Genomic DNA, 21,887 nt, shown 5'->3' on the forward strand with positions numbered 1-21,887 from the left:
GACTCGGGACGTGGACATGCGACGCCCACAGGGCCATTATGTGCGTATGAGCGCACGCATGCACCTATCACCTGCGCAGCATGCGCATCCGCGCAGCCCGGGCGAGGAACAGTTCGCGCTCGCCGCCGAACTCCTCGCCCTGCTCGGTGACCGCACCCGGCTGACCCTGCTGCACGCCCTGACGGCGGGGGAGGCCGACGTCACCACGCTCACGGAGGTGTGCGGTGCCGCGCGCCCGGCCGTCAGCCAGCATCTGGCCCGGCTGCGGCTCGCGGGTCTGGTGGGCACACGCAAGGAGGGACGCCGGGTGGTGTACTCGCTGCGCCACGGCCATCTGCGCCGGCTGGTCGACGAGGCGCTGAAGGTGGCGGACCACCGGCTCACCGAAACCGCCGTCGAAGCTCCTGCCGAAGAGGGGGGTCGACAACGTCGACAACACGGTCCGGCGTAGCGTTCAGAAGGCGGCGGCCGAACCGAGGTACTGCTCGGCGAAGGCCGTCGCCGCCGCACGTGAGGTGAACAGTCTGCGCAGCCGGGCCAGCGTGGTGCCCGCGAGGAACGGATCGCCGGACGAGGTGCCGTGGTAGATGCCGGACAGGAACTCGGAGAACTCCTGGTAGTCCCAGACCCGGCGCAGACAGGCGTGGGAGTAGCCGTCCAGGCCTGAGGCGTCGCCCTTGGTGACGTGCGCGGCGATCGCGTCGCCCAGCAGGAAGGCGTCGTGCAGGGCGAGGTTCATGCCCTTCGCGGCGATCGGCGCGGTCAGGTGCCCGGCGTCGCCGGCCAGGAAGAGGCGGCCGAACACCAGGGGTTCGACCACGTAGTTGTGCATGTCCAGCACGCGCTTCTCGATCAGCCGCCCCTCGTTGAGCGGCGGCGCCCCGGCCGCGCCGAGCCGTTCGCGCAGTTCGGCCCAGATCCGGTCGTGCGACCAGGTCTCCGGGTCGTGGCCCGGCGGGCACTGCAGGTAGTAGCGGGTGACCTCGGGGCTGCGCGCCATGTGCCCGGCGAAACCGTTGGGATGGACGCCGAACAGGACACAGTCCGAGGACGGCGGCGCCTCGGCGAGCAGCGCCAGCCAGCCGATGCCGTAGTCCTGCCGCGAGACCCGCACCCGTCCGTCCGGTATCGCGTCCCGGGTCACCCCGCGCGCCCCGTCGCAGCCCGCGACGAACTCGCAGTGCAGGACGTGCCGTTCGCCGGTCGCGGGGTCGAGATAGGACACAGCGGGCCGGTCCGTCCCCAGGTCGTGCAGCGTGACGTCCCGCACCCCGAACCTGATGTCCCCGCCGCGGACGTCGGCGTACTCCCGCACCAGGTCCGTCACCAGCAACGGCTGCGGATAAACGTAGTGATGATGGCCCGTCAGCTCGCTGTAGTCGAACCTGAAGCGCTCACCGGCGAAGCGGAACTCGCACTCGCCGTGCACCTGCGCCCGGGCCAGCAGGGTGTCGGCCAGACCGCGCTGCTCGAGGCCGCGCACCGCCCCTTCCTCGATGACCCCGGCCCTGGGCCGGGTCTCGATGAACTGTCTGCTCTCGGTCTCCAGGACCACACAGTCGACGGCGGCGGCCCGCAGGATGTTTCCGACGGTCAGTCCGGCGGGTCCGGCACCGATGACGACGACCGTACGGCGTTCTTCAGAGGGGGAGTTGGGGATCACCCCCCGCATTATGACGGTGTCCCGTCAGCCACGGCAGGGCCGCCGTGGCTGACGGGACGCGCGACATGGGCGTCGGGTGGGGTCAGTGCGCCGGGGCGTCGGTGACCACGACCTCGTCGATGCTGCGCTCGATGTCCTCGGCCGGGGACGAAGTTGCCTTGGCCCAGTAGTAGATGACCATCGAGAAGGCGGCGATGACGACGATGTCCCACCACAGCGGGAGGTTCCCCTGACCGCCGAAGCCGCCCTGCCAGGAGATCAGGCCCATGCCCACAAGGTAGACGGGCAGCCATTGCGCGGCCTTGAAGTCCAGCCGGGGCGCGTCGGGCAGGTTCTTGCTGTGGGCGTACCAGGCGTAGCTGCCGAGCAGCAGATAGCCGAGGACGATCGCCAGGCCGAGCCGCCAAAGGGTGCCCCAGCCGGCCCAGTAGATGATCAGGTTGGCCACCACGAACGCCACCGGCGAGACCAGCTTGCCGCCGGGCAGCCGGTACGGGCGCTCATGGCCCGGCAGCTTGTCGGCGAAGACGCCGTACGCCAGCGGCGCGCCCGCGTACATCAGCACGCTCGCGGAGGTGATGAAGCCGACCAGCTGGTGCCAGCTCGGGAACGGCAGGAAGCAGATCACGCCGGTCACGAAGGACATGACGAGCCCGAACCACGGCACACCGCGCGCGTCGGTCCTGGTGAAGATCTTCGGCGCGTAGCCGTTCTTTGCCAGGCCGTACGAGACGCGGGAGGTGGCGGTGGTGTAGATCAGGCCGGTGCCGCCGGGGGAGATGATCGCGTCCAGGTAGAGGACCCAGGCCAGCCAGCCGAGGCCCACCATGGTGGCGACGCCGGCCCACGGACCGCTGTCGCCCTCGTATGCCAGGTGGGCCCAGCCGTGCGCGAAGGAGCTGTGCGACAGCGCGCCGATGAACACGACCTGGAGCAGGACGTAGATGACAGCACCGATCGCGACCGAGCCGAGCGTGGCACGCGGCAGGTCCTTCTTCGGGTTGCGGCTCTCGCCCGCCAGCTGGATGGCCTGCTCGAAGCCGAGCAGGGCGAAGATGATGCCGCTGGTGCTGATTGCGGCGAGCACGCCCTTGGCGCCGAACGGCGCGAAGCCCTCCGAGTGGAAGTTGGCGGGGTGGAAGTTGCCGATCGCGATGATGAAGATCGCGGCCAGCGGCACGGCGATCTTCCACCAGGTCGCGGCGCTGTTGGTGTGCGCCAGCACCCGCACGCCGAAGAAGTTCACGCCGACGAAGACCGCCATCAGCACGATCGCCACCAGCAGGCCGCTGGCCGTCAGGGTCTTGTCGGCGTGCTGGAAGTGCTGTGCCCATGACCAGTGACCGGCATAGCCGATCATGGCCTCGACCTCGATCGGCGCCACCGTCGCCGCCTGGAGCCAGGAGAACCAGCCGAAGGACATGCCGGCCAGGCCGCCGAACGCGTAGTGCGGGTAGCGGGCCGTACCGCCCGCCACCGGGAACATGCCGCCGAGCTCGGCGTGCACCAGTGCCAGCAGCACGATCGCGACCGCGCCGATCACCCACGAGATGATCGCCGAGGGGCCGGCCTGCATCACCGCGTCGTGCGCGCCGTACAGCCATCCGGAGCCGATGATCGAGCCCACAGAGGCCCACATCAGGCCGATCAGCCCGACGTCCCGCCTCAGACCGCCCGAAGGTGTGTTGTCCTCCGTCGCGGTTTTCTCGACGCTCACCATGTCAAGTGGCCTCTCAGTTTCTGAACGCAGATTTAACGAGCAAGAGGGCACAAGCTAAGGGTGCGTGCCGCAATCGGAGAAGAGTGTTGCCAAAGATTTGACCCTCGATCTTTCCTGTCTTGGCCAGAGCTTTTGCACAGGTCAGTGAGGGTAACGGAATGTCCGTATTCAGCTGCGACAAGTGAGAAGAGGGTGAGGCAGGCAAGCTCAGATCTTCCTCAAATCCAGCGCTCAGTCCCGGGCCAGGCGGGGAATTTCGATGGCCGGGCAGCGGTCCATGACCATGTCCGCACCCGCGGCCCGCACCCGCTCGTACGCCGCCTCGTCGACCACCCCAAGCTGGAACCACACCGCCTTCGCGCCCTTGGCCACCGCCTCGTCCGCGACGGCACCGGCCAGTTCGCTGTTGACGAAGACGTCCACCACGTCGACGTCGAAGGGGATGTCCGCGAGCGAGGCGTAGCCCTGCTCCCCGTGCACCGTCTCCGCCTTGGGGTGGACCGGCACGACCCGCTTGCCGAACCGCTGCAGCACCTGTGCCACTCCGTACGCCGCGCGCCCCCGGTTGGATGACAGGCCGACCACCGCCCAGGTGTCACCCTTCTCGGTCAGGATTCTGCGGATCGTCGCTTCGTCGCCGTACACCGTCGGCCTCCTCGGCTCGGGGGAACATCCGTCGTGACCAACAGCGTCCGCCCGGACCCTGATTCCCTGGCCTGGGCCGGAGCCGCGCAGTACCGTCGGAACAGTCTTCGCGGCAGAAGGTGTCCCATGTCCCGCATGTCCCGCCACGGTGACCGGAATCGGTGCAAGGTGCCTGCATACGGCCTTCCACCCGCCTACGCTCAGCCCGTGCTGCGCATCCTCGACGCCAAGACCGGTGACACCGTCCCCGCCGCCCCCGCCCGCCGCGCCCTGACCCGGGTCGAGGCCCATGCCTCCGGGTACGACCTGACGGCGCTGCGGGTCCTGCTCACCACCGACCTGCTCCTTCGCGCCCTGGAGATCGGCGGCACCCCGGTCCTGCCCCTGCTCACCGCCGACCACCACCAGGCCGAGCTGCACGCCGCCGCCACCATCCTCGGCATCCGCCCCTTCGAGGACGGCCGCGACCTCGCGTCGGGACTGGGTGAGGCGCAGGTCGTCCACGTGGCGGCGGACGGCGTGACCGTGCCCGGCGCCGGGGTGACCGTCACCGTGGCCCCCGCCGGCGGCCCCGACGCCGGTGTCCTCAACGCGCTGGCCGACCCCGCCGCACTCCGGCTCGCCCTTCTCGACGCCCCGCGCGGCACGGCCGTACACCTCGGCGCCGGTGCCCTCGACGCGGCAGGGCGGCGGCTCGGGCGACTGAGGCAGGCCGTGGCCCAGTGGTCGCGCAGCCCCTCCCGGCCGGTGCCCGAGAAGGTGCGAGGGCGGCTGCGGGACGCCTGGGAGGACGACCTCGACGTGCCCGGGGTGCTCGGCGTCCTGCGCTGGATGGAGAACCAGCCCGAGATCCCCGACGGTGCCCGCTTCGAGACCTGCGCCTACGCCGACCGGCTGCTCGCCCTCGACCTCACCCGCGACATCGGGAGCGCCGCGTGATGGCCCGGGTGGGCGCGGGGCCGCTGCGCCGCCTGGTCGTCCTGCGGCACGCGAAGTCGGCCTGGCCCGAGGGCGTACCCGACCACCTGCGCCCGCTCGCGGCCCGCGGCCGCCGCGACGCCCCCGCCGCCGGCCGCGCCCTCGCCGAGTCCGACTGCCTGCCCGACCTCGCGATCTGCTCCACCGCGGTACGCGCCCGGCAGACCTGGGACCTGGCCTCCGGCCAGTGGGGGACACCACCGCCGGTCCGCCACGACCGGCGGGTGTACGCGGCCGACGTACCCGATCTCCTGGAGGTCGTGCGCGAGGTCCCGGCCGAGGTGGAGACGCTGCTGCTGGTCGGGCACAACCCGGGACTGGAGGAACTGGTCCTGGAACTGGCGGGGGACGGCCTGGACGACACCCTGGAGCAGGTGCGGAAGAAGTTCCCGACGTCGGCGATCGCCGTCCTGGCCTGGCACGGGGCGGGGTGGGCGGCGCTGGGCCCGGGGACGGCACTGCTGACGGAGGTGAGGGTGCCGCGGGGCGGGAAGGAGTAGTCCCGCCTCGGGCCGGACGGCCTCGCGGGTCCGCATAGGCTGGGCGGATGCAGGACGAGTACCGCACAGTCGCCCGCGCGGGCACCCATGAGACCGAGGTCAACCGCTCCCGTTTCCTGTGCGCCCTCGCCCCGGCGGCCACCGAGCAGGAGGCCCAGGACTTCGTCGCGCGCGTCCGCAAGGAGCACGCCGACGCCTCGCACAACTGCTGGGCCTACGTCATCGGCGCCGACGCCTCCACGCAGAAGGCGAGCGACGACGGTGAACCGGGCGGCACCGCAGGCGTCCCCATGCTCCAGATGCTGCTGCGCCGGGACATGCGCTACGTCGTCGCCGTCGTCACCCGCTACTACGGCGGGGTCAAGCTCGGCGCCGGCGGCCTCATCCGCGCGTACGGCGGCGCGGTCGGCGAGGCCCTCGACACTCTCGGCGCGATCACCCGCCGCCGTTTCCGGCTGGCCACGGTGACCGTCGACCACCAGCGCGCCGGCAAGGTCCAGAACGACCTGCGCGCCAGCGGCCGCGAGGTCCGGGACGTCCGCTACGGCGAGGCGGTCACCCTCGAGATCGGATTGCCGGACGCCGACGTCGACACGTTCCGCGCCTGGCTCGCCGACGCCACCGCGGGCACCGCGAGCCTCGAACTGGGCGGCGAGGCCTACGGAGACGCGTGACGATCCGAACCAAACGGAAATAACCCCCGTATTTCATTCGGCTCATGACGGGCTGATACGGGAGTAACCGTCCGTGATGTCAGACCCGGCCGTTAACCTCGGGGATCATGAGACTCCTGCACACTTCCGACTGGCACCTCGGCCGGGCGTTCCACCGGGTGAACATGCTCGGCGCCCAGGCCGAGTTCATCGGCCACCTCGTGGCGACCGTGCGTGAGCACGCCGTCGACGCCGTGGTCGTGTCGGGAGACGTGTACGACCGCGCGGTCCCGCCGCTGGCCGCGGTCGAGCTGTTCGACGACGCCCTGCACCGGCTCGCCGACCTCGGCGTGCCCACGGTGATGATCTCCGGCAACCACGACTCGGCCCGCCGGCTCGGCGTGGGGGCCGGCCTCATCGACCGCGCGGGCATCCATCTGCGCACCGAACCGTCGGCCTGCGGCACACCCGTCGTCCTCCCCGACGCCTTCGGCGACGTCGCCTTCTACGGCCTGCCGTATCTCGAACCCGCCCTGGTGAGGGACGAGTTCGCCGTGGAGAAGGCCGGGCACGAGCCGGTGCTGGCCGCCGCCATGGACCGGGTCCGTGCCGACCTCGCAGCACGGGCGCCCGGCACGCGTTCCGTCGTCCTCGCGCACGCGTTCGTCACCGGCGGCGAGGCCAGCGACAGCGAGCGGGACATCACCGTCGGCGGGGTGGCCGCCGTCCCGGCCGGGGTCTTCGACGGCGTCGACTATGTCGCGCTGGGCCATCTGCACGGCTGCCAGACCATCACCGAGCGCGTGCGCTACGCCGGATCCCCGCTGGCGTACTCCTTCTCCGAGGCCGACCACCGCAAGAGCATGTGGCTCGTCGACCTGGCCGCCGACGGCACCGTCACCGCCGAGCGCCTCGACTGCCCGGTCCCGCGGCCGCTGGCCCGCATCCGCGGCACGCTTCAAGACCTGCTCGCCGACCCCGCCCTGACACGGCACGAGGAGGCCTGGATCGAGGCGACCCTCACCGACCCGGCCCGCCCCGCCGACCCGATGGCCCGCCTCACCGACCGCTTCCCGCACACCCTCAGCCTGGTCTTCGCCCCCGACCGCGCCCCGGACGACCCCGACGTGACCTACGCCCGCCGCCTGGCCGGCCGCACCGACCGCCAGATCGCCGAGGACTTCGTCGCCCATGTCCGCGGCGCGGGCCCCGACCAGCGGGAACTGACCGTGCTGGGCGAGGCGTTCGACGCCGTGCGCGCGGACGCCGCGGTGCGGGAGGTGGCGCGGTGAGGACGTACGCGCGACGGAACACGGAGGCCGCCCAGTGAGGCTCCACCGGCTCGACATCACCGCCTTCGGCCCCTTCGGCGGCACCCAGAGCGTCGACTTCGACGCACTCTCCGCCGCCGGACTCTTCCTCCTGCACGGCCCGACCGGCGCCGGAAAGACCTCCGTCCTGGACGCGGTCTGCTACGCGCTCTACGGCACCGTCCCCGGTGCCCGCCAGAGCGGCCAGGGCCTCACCCTGCGCAGCGACCACGCCGACCCGGCAACCCGCACCGAGGTCCGCCTCGAACTCACCGCCGGCGGACGCAGGTTGGAGGTCACCCGGCAGCCGCCCTGGGAGCGCCCCAAGAGACGCGGCTCCGGGACGACCCTGGACAAGCCCCAGACCTGGCTGCGCGAGTACGACACGACAGGCGGCGCCTGGAAGGACCTCAGCCGCTCGCACCAGGAGATCGGCGAGGAGATCAGCCGGCTGCTCGGCATGAGCCGCGAGCAGTTCTGCCAGGTCGTCCTGCTGCCCCAGGGCGACTTCGCCCGCTTCCTGCGCGCCGACGCAGGCGCCCGCGGTCAGCTGCTCGGCCGCCTCTTCGACACCCAGCGCTTCGCCGACGTCGAGAAACGCCTCGCCGAGCGCCGGAAGGCGACCGAAGCCCGGGTGCGTGACGGCGACTCCGCGCTGCTGGCCGACGCACACCGCATGCAGCAGGAAGCCGGCGAGGCGATGGAGCTGCCGGAGCTGGCCCCGGGCGAGCCCGGTCTCGCCGAGGCCGTCCTCACCGCCGCCGCCGTCGCCCGCAGCACCGCGCGCGAGCGCCTCACCGTCGCCCAGTGCCGCCTCACCGCGGCCGAGTCCGCCCAGTTCGCCGCCGACCGTGCGCTGGCCGACGTACGCGAACTGGCGCGGTTGCAGGGCCGTTTCGCCGAGGCCAGGGAGCGGGCCGTACGGCTGGAGGAGCGGGCCGGGGACCGGGACGAGGCGCAGGCGCGGATGGAGCGGGGGCGGCAGGCGGCGGCGGTGGCGCCGGCGCTGGAGCTGCGGGAGGCCGCCGAGGCCGGGCACCGCAGGGCGGCCGCCGCCGAGGCACGGGCACGCGGGCCGCTGCCGGAGACCTTCGCGGGAGCCGGTGCGGCAGGGCTCGCCACCGCTGCCCGCCGGGCCGCCGAGGAGCTGGGCGGGCTGGAGTCCGCGCGCCGGGCCGCGCGACGGCTCGCCGAGGTCGTCGACGAGTGCGGGCGGCTGGACCGGCAGGAGCGGGACGACCAGGACGCCCTGCGCGAGGCCGAGGGCTGGCTCGCCGACTGGGACGCCGTGCGCGCGGGGCTGCAGACCCGTATCGACTCCGCCCAGGAGGCCGCGACCCGCGCCGAGCAGCTCGCCGTACAGCGGGAGCCCGCCCGCCGGCGGCTGGAGGCGGCGCGGCTGCGGGACGAGCTGGGCCGGGACACCGACGAGGCACAGCGCAGGGCCCTGGCCTCCGCGCGACAGGCCGTCGACGCGCGGGCCCACTGGCTCGACCTCAAGGAACAGCGGCTGAACGGCATCGCCGCCGAGCTGGCCGCCGATCTCACCGACGGCGAGCCCTGCGCGGTCTGCGGCTCCACCGAACACCCGGCGCCCGCGCGGAAGTTCGCGGGACACGTCGACCGGGAGGCGGAGGAGCGCGCGCTCGCCGACTACCAGCGCGCCGACGAACAGCGCGCCCAGGACGAGCGGCACCTCGGCACCGTCCGCGAGGCACTGGCCGCCGCCACCGCCGAGGCGGCCGACACGCCCACCAGTCAACTCGCCGCCCAGGTGGACGAGTTGGAGCAGGAGTACGCGCGGCTCCGGCGAAGTGCCTCCGCCCTGCACGCGGCGCACGAGGAGCTGCGGCTCGCCGAGCAGGAGCGCGAGCGCCGGCTGGCAGGCCGGCAGCAGGCCGAGGTCCGGGCCGCCACCAGGCTGACCCGGCGTGAGGGCCTCGACGCCGAACAGGCCTCCCTGGAGGAGGAGCTGGTCAAGGCCAGGGACGGCGCGGTCAGTGTCGCCGCCCGCGCCACACAGCTGGAGCGGCAGGTGGCACTGCTCACCGACGCCGCCGACACCGCACGCGCCGCCGACGACGCCGCCCGGCATCTGAAGGACGCCGACGCACGGCTCGCCGACGCCGCCTACCGGGCCGGCTTCGACACCCCTCAGGACGCGGCCGCCGCCCTCCTCGACGACAACGCCCACCGCCAACTCCAACGGCGCCTGGACGAGTGGCAGTCAGAGGAGGCGGCGGTGCGCGCGGTGCTGGCGGAGACCGACACCGCGGCCGCCGCCCAGCAGCCGCCCGCCGACCTCGACACGGCCGAACGCGACGCCGCCACGGCGGCCCAGCGCCTGCGCGACGCCGCCTCCGCCCGCGACCGGGCCGCCCGCTGCTGCGCCGAACTCGACCGGCTGTCCGCCCGCGCGACCGAAGGCGTACGCCGGCTCGGGCCGCTGCGCGAGGAGTACGAGCGGGTCGCCCGGCTCGCCGCCCTCACCGCGGGCACCTCCGCCGACAACGAGCGCCGGATGCGGCTGGAGTCGTACGTCCTGGCCGCGCGCCTGGAACAGGTCGCCGCCGCCGCGACCGTACGCCTGCACCGCATGTCCTCCGGCCGCTACACCCTGGTCCACTCCGACGACCGCACCGGCCGCGGCCGCAGCGGCCTCGGGCTGCATGTCGTCGACGCCTGGACCGGACGGGAGCGGGACACCGCCACCCTGTCCGGCGGCGAGACCTTCTTCGCCTCCCTCGCGCTCGCCCTCGGCCTCGCGGACGTGGTCACCGACGAGGCCGGCGGAATCCGGCTCGACACCCTCTTCATCGACGAGGGCTTCGGCAGCCTCGACGACCAGACCCTGGACGAGGTCCTCGACGTCCTCGACTCCCTGCGCGAACGCGACCGCAGCGTGGGCATCGTCAGCCATGTCGCCGACCTGCGCCGCCGCATCCACGCCCAGCTGGAGGTGGCGAAGGGCAGATCCGGCTCGGCGCTGCGGCAGCGCGGGGTCTAGGTGCTCCAGGTGCTCTAGGTGCCGATTGCCCGGCGGGGGAGGGGCGAGGAGTAGACGACGCTCGTCGTCACCGAGCCCAGGGTGCCGATCTTGCCGGAGATCTCCTCCAGGTGGCGCATCGAGCGGGCGGTGACCTTGATGACGAAGCAGTCGTCGCCCGTGACGTGATGCGCCTCCAGGATCTCGGGCGTGGCGGCGACCAGGTCGTGGAACGGCTTGTAGTTGCCGTTCGGGTAGCGCAGCCGGACGAAGGCGAGGACCGGCAGCCCCAGCCGCTCCGGGTCGACCACCGCCGCGTACCCCTGGATCACGCCCGCCTCCTCGAGCCGGCGCACCCGCTCGGTCACCGCGCTCGGGGACATCGCGACGGCACGCGCCAGCTCGGCGAAGCTGGCCCGGCCCTCGCGCTGGAGGACATCGAGGATGCGCCAGTCGGTGGCGTCCGGGGAAAACACGGTCATGGGGGATGGATAACAGGGAATCCCCGGCCGGACAAGGTCGCGGCCGGGGATCGTACCTTCAGGGCGGTCGGTCACCGGCCGTAGATTTCCGGTCATGGAGAACCGCCGACACCGGCGGCCGGCGAAAGGCCCGACATGACCGTCACCACCACCGACAACCCCGTCCTGCGCGTCGCTCCCGCCGCACCCGCCGAGGCCGCCGCCCACTTCCGGGCGAGCCTCGTCTTCCACGCCGACGTCTCCGACGTGGCCGCCGCCCTCGCCGCGGACGGCGACCCCGGGTTCGTCGTCCTGGACTCCCGCTCCACCGAGTCCTGGGACCAGGGCCACATCCCCGGCGCCGTCCACCTGCCGACCGCGCTCATCCCCGAGCATGCGGCCCGGCTCCTCGACCGCGACGTGCCCGTGGTGACGTACTGCTGGGGTCCCGGCTGCAACGGCGCGACCCGTGCCGCCCTCGCGCTGGCCGAACTCGGCTACCGGGTCAAGGAGATGCTCGGCGGGTTCGAGTACTGGGTGCGTGAGGGCTTCGAGTTCGAGACCTGGCAGGGCCGGGCGCACCGGGCTCCGGACCCGCTGACCGCACCCGTCGAGGGCGACTGCGGTTGCTGATTCCCGGGGGCGAACTTGTGCCGTCGCTGTACGTGTAGGTTCACCCCCATGACTCGTTATGCGGATTCAGGCGCGGTGGAGTGGGTGGAGTCGGGCGGCGGCCCGCTGGTGGCGGTCCCGGAGACGGTCCTGCCGTTCTGGGCCGGAGCCGACAGCGAGGAGCTGGCCACCGACTACGACCGGGCCTGCGAGGTCGACGGCTATGTCGGACTGCTCCCGGTCGGGGACAGCGCGGCCCTGGTCCTCGGCGACGAACCCGCCTCGACGTCCTTCCTGCCGGACCACGGCACCTTCGTACGCTGGTCCGCCGCCAACTCCGAGGACGAACTCCTGGCCCAGGTCCCCGCCGCGCTCGACAGCGCCGTGTGGGAGAACGAGATCCACTGGCAGGTCCCCGGCCCCGTCGTCCTGTTCGACTCGGCATGGCCGGGCGACGAGGCCGAGGGCGGGGACCATCTGCGGGTCCCGCTGGAGCCCGGCACCTACGAGGTGCGCGCCGCCTACACCAGGCCCGGCCCGGAAACCTGGCTGGGACTGGTGCAGTTGCGTCGGGTCGAATCCTGACTGGGCGTCACTTCACGCCGTCGACGGCGATGTTGAGGTGGCGAGGGCCGCGCAGTACCGCGTTGGGACGGTAGGGCGGCGGGTCCTCGACCAGCCGAGGATTGTCGAGCCGGCGGGCCAGCTGGGTCAGCGCGAGCTGGGTTTCCAGGCGGGCCATCGGGGCGCCGAAACAGCTGTGGATGCCACTGCCGAAGCCCAGGTGCCGGACGTCCGGGCGGTCCGGGTCGAAGCGCTCGGGGTCGTGGAACCGCTCGGGGTCCCGGTTGCCGGCCGCCAGCATCAGCCAGATGCGCGAGCCCTTGGGAATGGTGACCCCGCGCACCTCGATGTCCGTGATGCAGGTGCGCTGCGGCACCATCTGCACCGGCGGCTCGAAGCGCAGCAGCTCCTCCACGAGGTTCGGGGCCAGACCCGGTTCCTCGCGCAGCCGCTGGAGGACGTCCGGGTTGCGCAGCAGGGTGAGCATGCCGTTGGTGATCAGGTTCACGGTCGTCTCGTGACCGGCGATCAGCAGCAGGACCGAGGTGCTGAGCACCTCCATCATCGTCATCGGCCCGTCCGGTCCATGGCTGTTGACCAGGTCGGACAGCAGGTCTTCGCGGGGTTCCTTCTGGCGCTCCTCCACCAGCCCGGCCAGATACATGCCGAGCTGCATCCGGGCCTCCTGCGCGGCCTTCGAGAACGAGGTGTCCGCGTTCTTGGTGGTGTCCGGGTCGAGGTTCGCGACGAGCGGGTCCACCCAGGCGCGGAAGCGCGGTTCGTCGTCGCGCGGCACCCCGAGCAGCCGGCAGATGACTGTTACGGGGAAGGGGTAGGCGAACCGGTCGACGAGGTCGATCTGCCGGGCGTCCCCGAAGCCGTCGATCAGTTCGGTGACGACCCGCTCCATCTCCGGGAGCAGTTCGTTGATCCGGTGTGGCCGGTGGGGCGGGCCGAAGCCGCTGTTGGTGATCCGCCGCAGCCGGTCGTGCTCCGGCGGATCGAGCCGCAGGAAGGAGGGCGGCAGGCCGGTCTGCTCCGCCTGGGAGCGTTCGTCGGTACTCGCCGCCGCGAGATTGGCGGCGTCGGAGCTGATCCGCGGGTCGTGGAGCAGCGCCTCGATGTCGTAGTACGAGCTGAAGACGTACGGGCCGCCCTCCTCCTCGTGCAGCACCGGAGTCTTGCGGAGCTCCTCGTACAGCGGGTACGGGTTGGCGCGGTTGGCGAAGTCGGTGATCTGGCGCACCAACGAGGCTTGCGTCATGAGAGGTCCTTGGCGGTGACGTACGGCTCAGTGGCGGGCGGGGGTGAAGAGCAGCTGCCGGTCGGCCGGCGAGTAACCCGTGAGGGTCACCGTCGCGCCGTGCGTCGGCAGGGCGGGGTCCGGGAAGTCGGAGTCCACGGGGACCCGGCCCTCGGGACGGCGGTCCATCGTCGGGTACTCCACCGGGAACGGGGCGCCCCTCTCGATCTCCCGCTGGTAGAACTCCAGCCACCGCGTGTTGTCGAAGCTCACCGCGGCGATCATGCGGCCCTGGTGGCCGTACACCCCGACGAAGCGGCGTTCGGCCAGCGAACCCTGGGTGATCATGAGCTGCTCGCCCATCGTCGGCACGCCGACGGACTTGATGCTCACGCCGAACTGCGACGACCAGAACGCCGGCACCCACAGATGCGGCCTGCGCTCGGCACTCGGGCTGATCATGTTGTGCGCGGCGATCTCGGCCTGGGCGACCGCGTTGCCCCAGTGCTCCAGGGACAGGAACTGGTAGCCGAACAACGCGTGCGGGGACCGGGCGACATCGCCGGCGACGAAGACGTCGTCGGTGACGATGCCCCGGAAGTCGAAGGCACGGCAGCCCGCGTCACAGGCGATGCCCCGGGGGCCCGCACCGAGACCGGAACCGGCCAGCCAGTCGGTGTTGCGGGTCGCGCCGAGCGACACCACCACCACGTCCGCCGCGACGATGCTCCCGTCGGACAGGTGGACGGCGCGCACCCGGCCCGCCGGATCGCCCTCCAACGCGGTGACCATGATCCCGGTGCGCAGGTCGACCCCGTTCTCGCGCTGCATGTCGGCCGCGACCGCGCCGATCACCCCGCCCAGTGCGCCCACCAGCGGCGCGCCCGCGCGCTCCGCCACGGTGACCGAGATGTCCTGGTCCCGGCAGGCCGAGGCGATCTCCGAACCGGTGAAGCCGGCGCCGATGACGAACACCCGGCGGGGCCCGGCCTTCATCCGCCGCAGCAGGGCGGCCGCGTCGTCCCGGGTGCGCAGGGTGAACACGCCGTCCAGCCGGGCCTCGTCATCCTTGGGCCACGGCCGGGCGCGCACTCCAGTGGCGATCAGCAGCCGGTCGTACTCGACCTCGTCGCCGTCGGCCAGCCGTACCCGTTTGGTTTCGATGTCCAGACCGGTCGCCGCGACCCCCAGCCGCCACTTCGCGTCGATCTCCCGGCGGTGGGGCAGCTCGGTGTGGTGCGGGGACGCCTTGCCGAGCAGCACCGCCTTGGACAGGGGCGGCCGGTCGTACGGCTCGTGCGGCTCGTCGCCGATCATGGTGAGTTCGCCGGTGAAGCCCTCGTCGCGCAGCGTCTCGGCGCCGCGCAGCCCGGCCAGCGAGGCACCCACGACGACGATCCGGCCCTCGCGCCGGAGCCAGTCGAGATAGTCAGTGGGTGGCATCCGAGGTCCTCCCCGCGGCGCCGTTCAGGCCGTCGGCCGTGATCGCCTGCACGGGGCAGGCGGCGACGGCGCGGGCCAGCCGCTCCCGCTGCTCCGACCCGGCGTGCGGGTTGTAGACGAGCGATTCCTCACCGTGCATGGCAAAGACGTCCGGAGCGAGGAACGCGCACTGCGCGTATCCCTGACATCTGTTGAGATCGACGACAAGGCGCGTCATGGCTTCGCCCTTCCGGTGGCCAGGTGTCGTGCGTACCGCCAGTGCGTCCGTCCGGTCTCGGACGGCGGAGAACTCCCCGCACGCCAGCATGGGAGCCCGTGCCCGGCGCCGCCCGCCGAGGCCTTCCGAACGGGTGAGCCCTCAGGACGCCGGTGCCGCGGTGGCCCGGCGGAAGCCCACCGCCACGATGTACAGGCTGAGCAGCAGCGACCAGCCCGGGAACACCAGCTCTGCCCAGGGCACCTCGGACGAGACGAACAGGAGGACCAGGGTGCTGAGGAAACCCAGCACCGTGAGCCAGCGCGGCAGGATGCCCAGTCGGTGCCCGATCAGCGATGTGGAGCAGACGAAGACGGCCGCCATCCGCATCGCGTACCCGGTCATCAGCGTGTACGCGAAGTGCTGGCCGAAGTCCCAGGTGGGCCGGGAGGGCGAGGTACCCGCCGGATGCGCGGTGTCCAGCACGGCTGTGGCCGCCGCGGCGGCACCGAACATCGTGGCCGTGAAGACCAGCCCGCTGCCGAGGAACACGGTGGCGAGGAACCGGTCCTCGCTGTCACCGACATGGCTGCGCACCGCGCCGACGAACCAGAGGAAGAAGATGCCGGCGAACGGCACCAGCGTGAGGGCCCAGTGGACGGCGCTGCGCTGGGCGGGGTCCGGTGCCTGGGTGGTGACCGCGTCGGCGCCCTGCGGGATGCCCAGCCGGATCAGTATGATCGCGGCGGCCAGCAGCAGGGCGAAGACGATGCCGGCCACACCGGCGGCACGGGGAGTCTGCAGCGACTGCCCTGGGGGCGTGGAGGTCTGCATGCGCGGCTCGCTTCCTGTCCGATGGCCCCCGCACCAGCAAGCCGCCTGCGCCCGGCCACCGCCACCGGAGCACACCCGAACGGCACAGCGCCCTCAAGCACCGCGCCTTTGTTCGGTCGCTTATTCGGCAGCACGATCCGGCGACCGGGCTTCGCCTGCCGGGCGTACGCCTGCACGAGCAGCAGCACCGAGCGGGTGTCCACCGCCCAGTGGGCGTCCAGCATGGCCGCGGATGACCTCCGGCCAGGACCAGGGCGGCGGGATGCCCGGCGAGTCGCCTACGCCCTCCAGAAGGGCGCCCTGGCCTCCGTCACCCGCTCCCTGGCCACCACCCTCGCCGAGCGGGGGATCACGGTGAACGCCGTCACCCCGGCCCCGTGGACACGGGTTATGCGACCGGCGAGGTCCACGCGGCCGTGGCCGCGCGGTTCCCGGCCGGACGCCGGGGCCGGCCCGACGACCCGGCGCGGCTCATCGCATGGCTGGCCACGGACGAGGCACGCTGGGTCACCGGGCAGGTCGTCAACTCCGAGGGCGGCTTCCGCCGCTGACGTACCGTCAGAGCTGTGACAGCTCGTCCACCAGGTCGTCCAGGCCCAGCGAACCCTGTGACAGGGCCGCCATGTGCCAGGCCTTGAGGTCGAAGCCGTCGCCGCGCCGCTCGCGGGCCTGCTCCCGGCCCAGCAGCCAGGCCCGCTCGCCCAGCTTGTAGCCGATGGCCTGGCCCGGCATGGACAGATAGCGGGTCAGCTCGCTCTCCACGAAGTCCGCCGGGCGGCTGCTGTGCGCGCCGAAGAACTCCTGCGCCAGCGCGGGCGTCCAGCGCTCCCCGGGGTGGAAGGGGGAGTCGTCCGAGATCGTCAGCTCCAGGTGCATGCCGATGTCGATGATGACCCGCGCGGCCCGCATCATCTGCGCGTCCAGGTAGCCGAGCCGGCGCTCGGGGTCCGTGAGGAAGCCCAGCTCGTCCATGAGCCGCTCCGCGTACAGCGCCCAGCCCTCGGCGTTGGCGCTGACCATGCCCACGCTGGCCTGGTAGCGGGAGAGGTTCTCGGCGATGTGCTTCCACTGCGCCAGCTGGAGGTGGTGGCCGGGCACGCCCTCGTGGTACCAGGTCGAGACCAGGTCGTAGACCGGGAACCGGGTCTGTCCCATGGTCGGCAGCCAGGTGCAGCCCGGGCGCGAGAAGTCGTCCGACGGAGGCGTGTAGTACGGCGCCGCCGCGCTGCCGGGAGGGGCGATCCTGGACTCGACGCGGCGGACCCGCTCGGCCAGGTCGAAGTGGGTGCCGTCCAGCTTCTCGATGGCCTCGTCCATCACGGACTGCAGCCAGCGCTGCACCTCGTCGACGCCCTCGACGTGGGTGCCGTGCTCGTCGAGGTGCGCCAGCGCCACCCACGGCGTGGCCGCGCCGGGCAGGATCCTCTCGGCCTCGGCCTTCATCTCGCCGAGCAGCCGGTGGTACTCGGACCAGCCGTACGCGTACGCCTCGTCCAGATCGAGGTCGGTGCCGTTGAAGTAGCGGACCCAGCGGGCGTACCGCTCGCGGCCCACCACGTCCGGGGCACCCTCGATCGTCGGCGCGTACACGTCCTTCATCCAGTCGCGCAGCGCCACGACGCCCTGCGTGGCGGAGCGTGCCGCCTCGTCCAGCTCGGCGCGCAGCGCCTCGGGCCCGGACGCCGCGAACTGCTCGAACCAGCCCCGGCCGTCGCCCGTGTCGGCCCATTCGCCGAGCTGACGGACGAAGGTGGCGGTGGCGCGCGGACCGGCGTGCAGTTTCCGCTCCAGGCCGAGTTCCAGGGACTGCCGGTAGCCTTCCAGCGCGGCCGGCACGGCGCGCAGCCGCTCGGCGACCGCCGCCCAGTCCTCCTCGGTGGCCGTGGGGGTCACGGTGAACACCTGGCGCACCGCGTGCGCGGCCGAGCTCAGGTTGCTGACCGAACGCAGGCTCTCGTCCGCCTCGTGCACGGCGAGGGAGGCGGTGAGCCGCTCGCGCAGCAGACGTGCGCAGCGACGCTCGATGTCACTGTCCGCGCCGGGCTGCCGCTCGGCCTCGTCGAGCTTGGCGAGCGTGTCACGCTGGAGCCGGGCGAGTGCCTCACCGCCGGCCGGCGAGGTGTCGGGCAGACGGCTCGAACTCTCTTTGACGCCGAGGAACGTACCGGTGATCGGATCGAGGGCGATGAGCTCGTCGACGAAGGTGTCGGCGACCTGGCGGGGCAGCGGGCTGTTGGTCTGTGACATGCGCTCCATCCTCGTACGACGGGCCGCCGCACGTCACTGGGATTGAGCTGACGGCGTAGGCGGGAGCAGCGGTCCGCACTCCCACTGCTGGAAGATCAACCGTGTCTCCACCCGGGCCACTTCGCGCCGGGACGTGAACTCGTCCAGGACCAGCCGCTGCAGGTCCGCCATGTCGGCCACCGCCACATGCACCAGATAGTCGTCGGGACCGGTCAGGTGGAACACCGTCCGCGACTCCGGCAGCGCCCGGATCCGCTCCACGAACGGCCCCACCAACTCCCGCCGGTGCGGCCTCACCTGCACCGACAGCAGCGCCTCGAGGCCGCGCCCGAGCTTGGCCGGATCGAGCTCCAGCCGATGCCCGAGGATCACTCCCGAGCGGCGCAGCCGGGTCACCCGGTCCAGACAGGTCGACGGTGCCACGCCCACCCGGGCGGCGAGATCGCGGTAGGTGGTCCGGGCGTCGTTCTGCAGCAGCCGCAGCAGATGCAGATCGACCGGATCCAGTACGACAGATTCGGCCATATCGCGAACGTAACACGGTGTTGGTCTCCCGTACCCCGCTCGATGTTCACCCTTCGCCCATGGACTCGATGAGCACCCACGACGACTCGGTGAGCCTCCGCCACGGCCGGACGCGGGTGTCCGGCGCCCCGCGCGCCCTGGACACCGAGGCCGTGCACGCCGGCCGCGACGACCTCGCCCGCCAGGGCCTGCACGCCCCGCCGATCGATCTGTCCACCACCTATCCGTCCTACGACAGCCGCGCCGAGGCCGCCCGCATCGACGCCTTCGCCACCGACGGCGCGGACCCGGCCGGACCGCCGGTCTACGGGCGCCTCGGCAATCCGACGGTCGCCCGCTTCGAGACCGCCCTGGCCCGTCTGGAGGGCACCGAGTCCGCGGTTGCCTTCGCCAGCGGCATGGCCGCCCTGAGCGCCGTCCTGCTCGCCCGCGCGGCGACCGGCCTGGGCCATGTCGTCGCCGTACGGCCCCTGTACGGGTGCAGCGACCACCTTCTCACCGCCGGTCTCCTCGGCACCGAGGTCACCTGGACCGACCCGGCGGGCATCAACGACGCGCTGCGCGCGGACACCGGCCTGGTGCTGGTCGAGTCCCCGGCCAACCCGACCCTCGCCGAACTCGACCTGCGGGCCGTCGCCCACGCCTGCGGCACGGTCCCGCTGCTCGCCGACAACACCTTCGCCACCCCCGTGCTCCAGCGCCCCGCGGAACTCGGCGCCCGGCTGGTGCTGCACAGTGCCACCAAGTATCTCGGCGGTCACGGCGACGTGCTGGCGGGGGTGGTCGCCTGCGACGAGGAACTCGCCGGGCAGCTCAGGAAGATACGTTTCGCGACCGGGGGCGTCCTGCATCCGCTGGCCGGCTATCTGCTGCTGCGCGGCCTGTCCACCCTCCCGGTACGGGTCCGGGCCGCCTGCGCCACCGCCGCCGAACTCGCCCGCCGTCTCACCGCCGACCCGCGCGTCGCCCGCACCCGCTACCCGCGCCTGGGCGGCGCGATGATCGCCTTCGAGGTGTACGGCGACCCGCACGAGGTCGTCTCCCGGTACGGCTGATCACCCCGGCCGTCAGCCTCGGCAGCGTCGACACCCTCATCCAGCACCCGGCCTCCATCAGCCACCGCGTCGTCGACGCCGAGGACCGCCGGGGAGCCGGGGTGAGCGACCGACTGCTGCGGCTTTCGGTGGGGCTGGAGGACGTGGACGATCTGTGGGCAGACCTGGACGCGGCCCTGGGCCACGGGGTGTGAAACCGACCCGCACGGACGAACGGCCCGGCGTCCGTCGAACGCCGGGCCGCTGTCCGCCTCCTTCTCAGGCCTGACCGGACCGCCCCCGCGCACCGCTGTCATACGGCAGCCGGGACACGACCGGGGTGGCGTCCAGTCGCGCCGTGATCACCAGCGTCCCCTCCTCGATCTGATAGTCCAGCGGCAACCCCAGTCCCCGCATAGCCGCGACCATGCCCGTGTTGGACGCCTGCGTGACGGCGTACACGCTCTCGCAGCCCGCCTCAACGGCCATGCCCACCAGCCGGCCCAGCAGCTCGCTGCCGATACCGCGCCGCTGCCAGTCGTCCTCGACGAGCAGCGCGACCTCCGTCTCGTCCCCGTCCCACAGCAGATGCCCGAGGCCGACGATCCGGCCCGAAGCGGTCTGCACGGCCAGCGTCCGGCCGAAGCGCGGACTGAGCAGGTGGTTCAGGTAGCGGTCCGCGTCCCCGACCGGACCGTGGTAGCGCAGCCCGAGGGTCCGCGCCGAGCAGCGCTCGTGCATCGCCTTCGCCGCCTCCACGTCACCCGTGTCGGCCCGGCGCACGGTGATCTCCCTGCCCTCGGGCAGGGTGAGCACGTCCTGGCTGCGCGGGATGCGCGGCCCGAGCCGGGCGTCCAGCTCCACCAGCGCCCGCGCCCGCGCGAACTCGGTCGGGGTGAACGGCAGATACGGCCGCTCCACGGTGATCACCCCACCCTCCGGTGCCCGCAGCCGCATCACGGTGTCCTCCAGCACCCCTTCGACAGGAACCGTCTCGGGGCTCCGGGCCCCGCCGACCGGATGGGCGGGGAGTGAGCGGATCGTGCACCTTCCCAACAACTGCCGGAGGGCCAGCGGAAGTTCCGCCGCGTCCAGGGCGGTTCGGGTCGCCAGGCCCAGGACCCTGGTCGGGGCGTCCACCAGATCGTGCGCGTCGGCCCGCTCGATCCAGGTGTCCGTACCCCCGGCCAGTGCGACCGCCCGGGTGATCTCGCCGGCCGTGAGGCGGCCCGGGGCCCGCAGCAGGAACTCGTCCACCGTGCCGTCGGCCAGCGGATGCGTCTGCAGGTTCAGGATGTCGACCGCGTGCCCGGCGAGCGCGCTGCACAGCGCCGCCAGCGAACCGGGCGCGTCCCGCACGGTCGTCCGCAACCGCCACAGCGTGCTGTCCGCGCCTTCGGCCGACGGGCCCTTCACACCGGGCCCGGTCTGCCGTGTCTCGCTGACGGCCGGCCGGGTGCCGGTATCGGTCACCGGTGGTGCGTGACCTGGGCGCCTCGCCCACCAGGCGTGGAAGCCGGCTGTCGCCGCCAGTACCAGTGCCGAGATCACCAGCAGCGCCGGACCGTCTGGCCCGTGCCCGATCAGGTTCGCCACCGCGTCGGCCACCGCCACCGCCGTGAACAGGGCGGCGAGTTCGACGATGTCCCGTCGCCAGTGGTGCACGGGGCGTCCGTCCCTCGTGCGCCTCACATCAGACATGTCTCGATTCATGCAACCACTGTGAACGAAGGGTGTTGCGTGATCACGAACGCTCTGTGACCGATGGGTAAAGCATGCTTATGTTCTTTTTGCAACTATTTTTACCGTTACCCAGATCCCTGAAATGACTGGTTTTGGCCCTGTCAAGCGGCCACCACCTCACCCAGGGCGTCCCGCAGTCGGCGGGCCCGGACCACCGGACGTGACGAGCCGCGCCGGGCGGCCGCCCGGGACAGATGGGGCAGCGCACCGCGAACCCCGGACCGCTCGGCGCACTCGGCGGTGAGCCGGAGCATCTCCCATATCGTCGTGTTGGCCCCGGTGGCCGCCGCCGTCCCTGCCGACTCGGCCAGCCGCAGCGGCTTCACCGCACCGCGCCGGACCGGCTGGCCCAGGTCGGCGCCCAGCCGCTCGGCGTCGAGCTGCCGGCGTGCGGCGAGCACCAGAAGGGCGTCCACCGCGGCGAGCCGGTCCTCCGGCTGCCGGGCACCCAGCCCGTAGGCGACACACAGATGGGTGCCTGCGCCCGCGGTGCCGCCCGACCCGGCGAGCAGCGGCACGGCGGCGGCCAC

Annotated in this window: 19 protein-coding genes and 3 pseudogenes; 10 read left to right on the forward strand and 12 right to left on the reverse strand. The window is 72.3% G+C overall.

The features are described from left to right. Positions 1-46 precede the first annotated feature (46 nt). A complete protein-coding gene (locus ACZ7OO_RS29220; RefSeq protein ID WP_471509198.1) occupies positions 47-451 on the forward strand; it encodes an ArsR/SmtB family transcription factor in 405 nt (134 codons plus the stop codon). 3 nt (positions 452-454) lie between these two features. Here the strand turns inward: ACZ7OO_RS29220 and ACZ7OO_RS29225 are convergent, their stop codons facing one another. From ACZ7OO_RS29225 to ACZ7OO_RS29235, 3 genes are all read right to left on the reverse strand, one after another. Continuing rightward, positions 455-1,663, reverse strand: coding sequence for a 4-hydroxybenzoate 3-monooxygenase (locus ACZ7OO_RS29225; RefSeq protein ID WP_471509200.1), 1,209 nt, complete (start codon positions 1,661-1,663; stop codon positions 455-457). A gap of 82 nt (positions 1,664-1,745) precedes the next feature. Continuing rightward, the gene (locus ACZ7OO_RS29230; protein WP_471509202.1) at positions 1,746-3,383 is read right to left on the reverse strand and encodes an APC family permease; all 1,638 of its coding nucleotides are present in this window, start codon (positions 3,381-3,383) and stop codon (positions 1,746-1,748) included. A gap of 231 nt (positions 3,384-3,614) precedes the next feature. Next, positions 3,615-4,028: a CoA-binding protein gene (locus tag ACZ7OO_RS29235; protein WP_471509204.1), complete on the reverse strand. Its 414-nt coding sequence runs from the start codon at positions 4,026-4,028 to the stop codon at positions 3,615-3,617. Between the two features lie 207 nt (positions 4,029-4,235). On the opposite strand from ACZ7OO_RS29235, the gene ACZ7OO_RS29240 reads away from it, so the two are divergent. The 5 genes from ACZ7OO_RS29240 to ACZ7OO_RS29260 all read left to right on the forward strand — a co-directional run bounded on the left by ACZ7OO_RS29240 (position 4,236) and on the right by ACZ7OO_RS29260 (position 10,476). Beyond that, complete coding sequence (locus ACZ7OO_RS29240; RefSeq protein ID WP_471509205.1) at positions 4,236-4,967, forward strand: hypothetical protein; 732 nt, start codon at positions 4,236-4,238, stop codon at positions 4,965-4,967. Then, positions 4,964-5,506 carry a SixA phosphatase family protein gene (locus ACZ7OO_RS29245; RefSeq protein ID WP_471509207.1) on the forward strand — a complete coding sequence of 181 codons (543 nt, stop codon included), beginning with the start codon at positions 4,964-4,966 and terminating at the stop codon, positions 5,504-5,506. Before ACZ7OO_RS29240 ends, ACZ7OO_RS29245 begins: the two co-directional genes overlap by 4 nt. A 47-nt stretch (positions 5,507-5,553) precedes the next feature. Beyond that, complete coding sequence (locus tag ACZ7OO_RS29250; protein ID WP_471509209.1) at positions 5,554-6,180, forward strand: YigZ family protein; 627 nt, start codon at positions 5,554-5,556, stop codon at positions 6,178-6,180. 107 nt (positions 6,181-6,287) lie between these two features. Continuing rightward, complete coding sequence (locus tag ACZ7OO_RS29255) at positions 6,288-7,451, forward strand: exonuclease SbcCD subunit D (RefSeq protein WP_471509210.1); 1,164 nt, start codon at positions 6,288-6,290, stop codon at positions 7,449-7,451. 34 nt (positions 7,452-7,485) lie between these two features. Beyond that, the gene (locus tag ACZ7OO_RS29260) at positions 7,486-10,476 is read left to right on the forward strand and encodes an AAA family ATPase (protein ID WP_471509212.1); all 2,991 of its coding nucleotides are present in this window, start codon (positions 7,486-7,488) and stop codon (positions 10,474-10,476) included. Positions 10,477-10,490: 14 nt separating this feature from the next. On the opposite strand, the gene ACZ7OO_RS29265 is transcribed toward ACZ7OO_RS29260, so the two are convergent. Then, on the reverse strand, positions 10,491-10,937 hold the full coding sequence (locus ACZ7OO_RS29265; RefSeq protein WP_352222160.1) for an Lrp/AsnC family transcriptional regulator: 447 nt from the start codon (positions 10,935-10,937) through the stop codon (positions 10,491-10,493). A 135-nt stretch (positions 10,938-11,072) separates the two neighbouring features. Here ACZ7OO_RS29265 and ACZ7OO_RS29270 point away from each other — a divergent pair, with 135 nt between their 5' ends. Both ACZ7OO_RS29270 and ACZ7OO_RS29275 read left to right on the forward strand, forming a co-directional pair. After that, entirely contained in the window at positions 11,073-11,549 is a 477-nt protein-coding gene (locus ACZ7OO_RS29270) for a rhodanese-like domain-containing protein (RefSeq protein WP_471509214.1), read from the forward strand. A gap of 48 nt (positions 11,550-11,597) precedes the next feature. After that, on the forward strand, positions 11,598-12,113 hold the full coding sequence (locus ACZ7OO_RS29275; protein ID WP_471509216.1) for an immunity 21 family protein: 516 nt from the start codon (positions 11,598-11,600) through the stop codon (positions 12,111-12,113). Between the two features lie 7 nt (positions 12,114-12,120). On the opposite strand, the gene ACZ7OO_RS29280 is transcribed toward ACZ7OO_RS29275, so the two are convergent. The 4 genes from ACZ7OO_RS29280 to ACZ7OO_RS29295 form a co-directional block, all read right to left on the reverse strand. Continuing rightward, a complete protein-coding gene (locus ACZ7OO_RS29280) occupies positions 12,121-13,356 on the reverse strand; it encodes a cytochrome P450 (protein WP_471509218.1) in 1,236 nt (411 codons plus the stop codon). A 27-nt stretch (positions 13,357-13,383) separates the two neighbouring features. Beyond that, positions 13,384-14,778 (reverse strand): NAD(P)/FAD-dependent oxidoreductase, encoded by a 1,395-nt coding sequence (locus tag ACZ7OO_RS29285; RefSeq protein WP_471509220.1) that lies wholly within the window; start codon positions 14,776-14,778, stop codon positions 13,384-13,386. After that, positions 14,765-14,995, reverse strand: coding sequence for a ferredoxin (locus tag ACZ7OO_RS29290; RefSeq protein ID WP_471509222.1), 231 nt, complete (start codon positions 14,993-14,995; stop codon positions 14,765-14,767). The genes ACZ7OO_RS29285 and ACZ7OO_RS29290 overlap by 14 nt, the downstream gene beginning before the upstream one ends. A gap of 141 nt (positions 14,996-15,136) precedes the next feature. Beyond that, complete coding sequence (locus tag ACZ7OO_RS29295; protein ID WP_471509224.1) at positions 15,137-15,808, reverse strand: hypothetical protein; 672 nt, start codon at positions 15,806-15,808, stop codon at positions 15,137-15,139. Between the two features lie 199 nt (positions 15,809-16,007). Here ACZ7OO_RS29295 and ACZ7OO_RS29300 point away from each other — a divergent pair. Continuing rightward, a pseudogene (locus ACZ7OO_RS29300) lies at positions 16,008-16,359 on the forward strand (SDR family oxidoreductase); the annotation flags it as partial. A gap of 7 nt (positions 16,360-16,366) precedes the next feature. Here ACZ7OO_RS29300 and ACZ7OO_RS29305 read toward each other — a convergent pair. Together ACZ7OO_RS29305 and ACZ7OO_RS29310 are read right to left on the reverse strand one after the other, a co-directional pair. Next, a complete protein-coding gene (locus ACZ7OO_RS29305; protein WP_471509225.1) occupies positions 16,367-18,055 on the reverse strand; it encodes a DUF885 domain-containing protein in 1,689 nt (562 codons plus the stop codon). A 33-nt stretch (positions 18,056-18,088) separates the two neighbouring features. Further along, positions 18,089-18,580 carry an Lrp/AsnC family transcriptional regulator gene (locus tag ACZ7OO_RS29310; protein WP_471509227.1) on the reverse strand — a complete coding sequence of 164 codons (492 nt, stop codon included), beginning with the start codon at positions 18,578-18,580 and terminating at the stop codon, positions 18,089-18,091. 59 nt (positions 18,581-18,639) lie between these two features. Between ACZ7OO_RS29310 and ACZ7OO_RS29315 the strand changes: the two are divergent. Continuing rightward, a pseudogene (locus ACZ7OO_RS29315) lies at positions 18,640-19,829 on the forward strand (trans-sulfuration enzyme family protein). 64 nt (positions 19,830-19,893) lie between these two features. On the opposite strand, the gene ACZ7OO_RS29320 reads toward ACZ7OO_RS29315, so the two are convergent. Both ACZ7OO_RS29320 and ACZ7OO_RS29325 read right to left on the reverse strand, forming a co-directional pair. Further along, positions 19,894-21,315, reverse strand: a complete 1,422-nt coding sequence (locus tag ACZ7OO_RS29320; protein ID WP_471509229.1) for a GNAT family N-acetyltransferase — start codon at positions 21,313-21,315, stop codon at positions 19,894-19,896. A gap of 143 nt (positions 21,316-21,458) precedes the next feature. Further along, positions 21,459-21,884, reverse strand: a pseudogene (locus tag ACZ7OO_RS29325) (DUF6493 family protein); the annotation flags it as partial. Positions 21,885-21,887: the final 3 nt, after the last annotated feature.

The organism is Streptomyces sp. NPDC111744, from assembly GCF_055634995.1.

Coding starts and splice junctions, on each gene's coding strand:
- ACZ7OO_RS29250 (WP_471509209.1), top strand. CDS start 5,554: ATGCAGGACGAGTACCGCACAGTCGCCCGCGCGGGCACCCATGAGACC.
- ACZ7OO_RS29265 (WP_352222160.1), bottom strand. CDS start 10,937: ATGACCGTGTTTTCCCCGGACGCCACCGACTGGCGCATCCTCGATGTC.
- ACZ7OO_RS29295 (WP_471509224.1), bottom strand. CDS start 15,808: ATGCAGACCTCCACGCCCCCAGGGCAGTCGCTGCAGACTCCCCGTGCC.
- ACZ7OO_RS29275 (WP_471509216.1), top strand. CDS start 11,598: ATGACTCGTTATGCGGATTCAGGCGCGGTGGAGTGGGTGGAGTCGGGC.
- ACZ7OO_RS29255 (WP_471509210.1), top strand. CDS start 6,288: ATGAGACTCCTGCACACTTCCGACTGGCACCTCGGCCGGGCGTTCCAC.
- ACZ7OO_RS29270 (WP_471509214.1), top strand. CDS start 11,073: ATGACCGTCACCACCACCGACAACCCCGTCCTGCGCGTCGCTCCCGCC.
- ACZ7OO_RS29230 (WP_471509202.1), bottom strand. CDS start 3,383: ATGGTGAGCGTCGAGAAAACCGCGACGGAGGACAACACACCTTCGGGC.
- ACZ7OO_RS29220 (WP_471509198.1), top strand. CDS start 47: ATGAGCGCACGCATGCACCTATCACCTGCGCAGCATGCGCATCCGCGC.
- ACZ7OO_RS29320 (WP_471509229.1), bottom strand. CDS start 21,315: ATGTCTGATGTGAGGCGCACGAGGGACGGACGCCCCGTGCACCACTGG.
- ACZ7OO_RS29285 (WP_471509220.1), bottom strand. CDS start 14,778: ATGCCACCCACTGACTATCTCGACTGGCTCCGGCGCGAGGGCCGGATC.
- ACZ7OO_RS29305 (WP_471509225.1), bottom strand. CDS start 18,055: ATGTCACAGACCAACAGCCCGCTGCCCCGCCAGGTCGCCGACACCTTC.
- ACZ7OO_RS29290 (WP_471509222.1), bottom strand. CDS start 14,995: ATGACGCGCCTTGTCGTCGATCTCAACAGATGTCAGGGATACGCGCAG.
- ACZ7OO_RS29280 (WP_471509218.1), bottom strand. CDS start 13,356: ATGACGCAAGCCTCGTTGGTGCGCCAGATCACCGACTTCGCCAACCGC.
- ACZ7OO_RS29310 (WP_471509227.1), bottom strand. CDS start 18,580: ATGGCCGAATCTGTCGTACTGGATCCGGTCGATCTGCATCTGCTGCGG.